The 5,227-nt window shown below is 48.5% G+C and carries 4 protein-coding genes; all 4 read left to right on the top strand.

What is annotated here, in order from left to right:
• Window positions 1–543: carbohydrate ABC transporter permease (locus tag PF479_RS06605; RefSeq protein WP_298003848.1), on the top strand; the 543-nt coding region annotated here is incomplete at its 5' end.
• Window positions 540–1,370 carry a carbohydrate ABC transporter permease gene (locus tag PF479_RS06600; protein WP_298003845.1) on the top strand — a complete coding sequence of 277 codons (831 nt, stop codon included), beginning with the start codon at window positions 540–542 and terminating at the stop codon, window positions 1,368–1,370. The genes PF479_RS06605 and PF479_RS06600, both read left to right, overlap by 4 nt.
• 4 nt (window positions 1,371–1,374) lie before the next feature.
• Window positions 1,375–3,339 (top strand): beta-galactosidase, encoded by a 1,965-nt coding sequence (locus tag PF479_RS06595; protein WP_298003843.1) that lies wholly within the window; start codon window positions 1,375–1,377, stop codon window positions 3,337–3,339.
• Window positions 3,340–3,369: 30 nt separating this feature from the next.
• Window positions 3,370–5,227 (top strand): glycoside hydrolase family 2 TIM barrel-domain containing protein (locus PF479_RS06590; RefSeq protein ID WP_298003840.1); only part of this gene is annotated, 1,858 nt, incomplete at its 3' end.

Below are 5,227 nucleotides of genomic sequence, written 5' to 3'. Positions count from 1 at the left end.
ATTGTTTTTCAGACTCTTTTCGGTTTAAACGCAGGACTGATCAATACGGTCCTGCAGACTCTTGGACTGAATAAAATAGACTGGTGGGGTGGCTCGGGAGATAACGTCAAGACAGCTATCATCATCTTGTTTTCCTGGAAATGGATAGGGTGGAATATGGTGATCTATCTGGCGGGGATGCAGGGAATCAATGAAGATATTTATGAGGCTGCCACCATTGACGGTGCCAATCATTTACAGATATTTCTTCGGATAACCATACCCCTCCTCAAACCGATTATTCTGTTTACCCTTATCCAATCCACCATTGGAACTCTCAATTTATTTACTGAACCCTTTATCCTCCTGGGAGGGAGCGGGCTTTTGGGAGGAACCGGGAATCAGGGGATGACGGTGATGATGTACCTTCTCAACAAGGCTCCCTATGGAAATAATCATTACGGCTATGCCTCTGCCTGTGCCTATATCATCTGCTTTATTATCATCATTGTGTCTCTTATCAATATGAAAATCAGCGACAGGAATCAGGGTGACAGCTTATGAAAAAGTACATAGGAACTCTTCTTGTTTACGCTTTCCTACTCACGATCGTTCTTATCATGCTCATTCCTTTTTACTGGATGACTGTATTATCCACACATTCCACCCATGATATTATGCAGTATCCTCCTCCCTTCTGGTTCGGGAATCATTTGAAGGCGAATCTCCAGAGCATGATGGACTCTGTCAATATCTTCAGAAGCTTTCTGAACAGTATCGTTGTTTCAGGCGGGTATACTCTGCTCGTTCTTTTTTTCTGCTCCATTGGAGGATATGCTTTTGCCATGTATCGCTTTCCAGGGCGAAATAAACTCTTTGCCGTATTGATCATCACGATGATGATCCCCTGGACAGCAGGGATCATTCCCTGGTTTTTCATGATGTCCAAATTCGGTTGGATCAACAGCTTCTGGGCTTTGATTATTCCCAACAGTGCCAATGCTTTCGGCATATTCTGGATGCGCCAGTACTGTCAGAATAATGTCCCGGGATCTCTCATAGACGCCGCTAAAATTGACGGCCTTAGTGAGTGGCTGATCTTCTTCAAAATCATTGCACCAATTCTGATGCCCGGTGTGGCTGCTCTGGGAATCATGATGTTTGTCAACTCATGGAATGACTTTATGCAGCCCATGCTGATCCTTCGGGACAGGAGCATGCATACCCTTCCCATCATGTTGAAGTATATGCTGGGTGATCCGTCCAGGGGGTCCGATACAGGAGCCCTTATCGCCGCCAGTACATTGGCGATACTCCCCATATTGATTGCCTTTTTGATGGCTTCCCGATTTTTCATGTCCGGTCTAACCGCCGGAGCCGTAAAGGAGTAACACTGTGAACTTTGAATTTGGAACTGACTATTATCCGGAGCATTGGCCCGAAGAGCGCTGGGAGACTGATGCCCGTCTGATGAAAGATATGGGTATTCAAATTGTGAGGATGGCCGAGTTTGCCTGGAGCCGCCTGGAACCCAAAGAAGGAGAGTATGACTTCATGTGGCTAGACAAAGCCGTTGATCTGTTGGGCTCCTACGGAATCAAATCTGTCATAGGAACACCCTCTCCCGCACCTCCGCCCTGGATCATCAAGAAACATCCCGAGATCCTGCCAGTCAATTCCCTGGGGCAGACGATGGGCTTTGGCGGACGGCATCATAACTGCCAGTCCAACAAAGACTATAGAGCCGCTGTTGCCCGGATGGTGGAGACCATGTCAAAACACTATGCCGGCAATGAACATGTCATCGGCTGGCAGACCGACAACGAGCTGGGGAACAGTCATGATGACCTCTGTCATTGTCCTTCCTGCAGGGAGTCCTTTCAGGAATGGCTGCACTTTAAATACGCCTCTATTGAGGAATTGAATAATCGATGGGGAACCGTTTTTTGGAGTCAGGAGTACAATGATTTTTCACAGATTCCAACTTCCGCCCGCTGTGCAACGGCACACAATCCTTCCCTGCTCCTGGACTGGAAGAGGTTTCATTCCGACCTGATTGTGTCGTTCCAGCAGTTTCAGCTGGAGATCCTCCGGAAGAATTGCCCTCATCAGTTTATCACCCATAACATGATGGGTTTCTTTGATCTGGTGGATTATTTTGATCTGGGTGAGCCTTTGGATTTTATCAGCCATGACCAGTATCCCACGGGCTTTTTTGATAATCCCCAACCCGGGAAAACTCCAGCTGTACTGGCGTCCACTCTGGATCTGATGAGGGGCATCAAGGATCAAACCTTCTGGATCATGGAACAGCAGTCCGGCCCCACAGGCTGGATGACCCTGGGACGGACTCCCGAGCCGGGGCAGTTGGCTCTCTGGGCCGCTCAGTCCGTTGCCCATGGTGCGGATACGGTTGTGTTTTTCCGCTGGAGGAGCTGTGCTGTCGGCACCGAGCAGTACTGGCATGGCATTCTTCCCCATAGCGGGGTTCCCGGTCGGCGCTATGAGGAGCTCAAGCAGATGATGAGCTCTTTGTCTCCCCTGATGAAGCAGTTTAAAGGGGCACTGGCTCAGACTGAAGTGGGCTTTCTCTACTCCTATGAGGAGAACTGGGCCCTTGAGATACAGCCTCATCATCCTGATCTGGATTATATCAGTCAGGTCCAGAAATATTATGATGCTTTCTATGATGAACAGATTCCTGTGGATTTTCTGGACAGAACCAGAGATTTCTCTTCCTATAAGCTCCTGGTGGCTCCCTTGCTCTATCTAATGGATGAAGCTCTGGAAAAAAAGCTCAAAGAGTATGTGAAGACGGGCGGAAATCTGATTCTCACCATGAGAACCGGGGTAAAAGACAGTGACAATCTCTGTATGAGCTCTCAGGCCTTGCCGGGAAAGCTGGGAGAACTCCTGGGGATTGAGATTCCAGAATATGACTGTTTAAGAGATCAGGATCTCAGGATCAACTGGTGCTCCGAGTCGGATACGGAAGAGTATAAAGGGTTAAAATGGTGCGACGTCATCAAGCTCCAGGGGGCCGAAACTCTTGCCTGCTGTCTGGATGGATGGCATAAAGGAAATCCTGTGATTACCGAAAACACTTTTGGTGAGGGGACTGCCTGGTACGTGGGTACAGAACCGAACAAGGCTCTGATGAGCCAAATGGTAAGTTATATAAAGGATTCACTGGGCCTGAAACCCCTGGGGATGGTTCAGGATGGTGTTGAACTTGTCAGGCGAAAAACTGAAAAATGCTCTTACCTTTTTGCGTTAAACCATACAAACAAACATAAATCCGTACTGATTCCTGACTCCTGGAAACCCCTTCTCGGAAATGGAAAATTAGAGGCTTACTGATATTCTGTATTTACAAGATAAGGATTGATAATGAAGAATCTTTTCCCAGGCTTTCATAACAAAGCCGATTACCATAACCAGCATGTGACCCAGATCAACCGGCTTCCGTCTCATGCCCTCAGACCGGAGAATGATCCACATGCAGAGAATCAACTTTCCCTGGATGGAACCTGGAAATTTTTATTGGCACCTTCTCCCGGGGAGCTGCCATCAGGATTTGCCGATTTTAATCCGGTGGGTGAAGAAACGTGGGGAGAGATTCAGGTGCCTGGGAACTGGGAGCTCCAGGGATATGGCAAGCCTGTGTACGTGAATACACTGTATCCTTTTAAGGACAAGCCGGGAGAGGACTATCTTCTGGATGTCAGTCAGAAGAGTTCATCTATATTCGACCGTTATCATCCACCTTTTGTTCCCAGGGAAAATGCCTGCGGCCTATATCGGAAAGAACTGACCCTTCCGGATGGGTTCCGGGAAAGGGAGACCATCCTCAGATTTGAAGGGGTGGAATCGGCCTTTTACCTCTATGTCAATGAATCTCCTGTCGGGTACTCTCAGGACAGCAAGGTCCCCTCCGAATTTAACATCACTCCTTTTTTGAAGGAGGGAAAGAATCTGATTACCCTTGTTGTTCTGCGCTTCAGTGATGGAACCTGGCTGGAAGATCAGGATTATTTTCATCTGTCCGGAATCCACCGATCCGTCACCCTCTGGTCCAGGCCGGTCAAGAGGCTCCAGGACTGTCAGTTTACGGCAGAACCCGTTTCTGACGGAGGAGCTGTGTTGAAAGGATGGGTTTCCATGAACAGAGTGGAGGGCTTTGCCGACTGCATTGTTCGTGTAGAAATGTATGATCAACATAACTTTAAAAAAGCTTCAGCAGAAAAGAGAATTGCCCGGGAAACTCCCATCTATGGTATGGGTACATCCTGGCATATGAAGACTGCCTCTCCCCGGAGTGAATCCGCCAATTTTCTTGTAAACATCGAAGAGATCACCCCCTGGGATGTGGATCATCCCGTCCTGTATACCCTGAAAATGACTCTGTTGAGTCCTGATGGCAGGGCGCTGGATGCCCAGAACCTCAGTATCGGTTTCAGAACCATCTGCATAGAAGACAATGTGATAAAACTCAACGGGCAAAGGGTTGTTTTCCGAGGTGTCAACCGGCATGAACACTCCTATGAAGGAGGACGGGTCGTCAGTCGGGAACATATGGTCAAAGAGATCAAACTGATGAAACAGCTCAATTTCAATGCGGTGAGAACTTCTCATTACCCTAACTCCTCCCTCTGGTATGATTTGTGTGACCAATATGGACTACTGGTTGTCTGCGAGAGCAATCTGGAGACCCACGGAGTGGCCGGACGCATCTCTAATGACCCGGAATGGGCCGAGGCCATGTTGGAAAGGGCCAGACGGATGGCTCTGGTGTATAAAAATCATACATCCATTGTTTCCTGGTCATTGGGGAATGAATCGGGTTATGGGGCGGGTCATGCCGCCATGGCTGGATGGCTGCGGGAGTATGACAAGTCCCGGCTGGTTCAGTATGAGAATAATGACCCGGGTCCTCTGGGTAGCGATATAAAATGCTCCATGTACCCCAGTCTGGAAATCATCAGACACATGATCTCAGATAACAGGGACCGCCGTCCCATCGTCCTGGTGGAATATGCCTACCAGATCAGTAATACCACCGGACATTTTGATCAGTTTCGGAAGCTCACCGAGGAGTATGAAATATTTCAGGGAGGTTTTGTCTGGGACTGGATGGATAAATGCCTACCTGCTTATACGGATGACGGAGTGGAGTTCCCCGGATTCGGGGGAGACTTCGGAGAAGATCTGACAGACAGTGTCTGCCCTTTATACATGTGTGCCAACG

The sequence above is a fragment of the Oceanispirochaeta sp. genome (assembly GCF_027859075.1).
Taxonomy (GTDB): domain Bacteria; phylum Spirochaetota; class Spirochaetia; order DSM-2461; family DSM-2461; genus Oceanispirochaeta.
This window is presented reverse-complemented; position numbering and strand designations above follow the sequence as displayed.

What these genes read in the sequence shown, in the direction of transcription:
- PF479_RS06600 (WP_298003845.1), top strand. Translation starts at nt 540, where the DNA reads ATGAAAAAGTACATAGGAACTCTTCTTGTTTACGCTTTCCTACTCACG.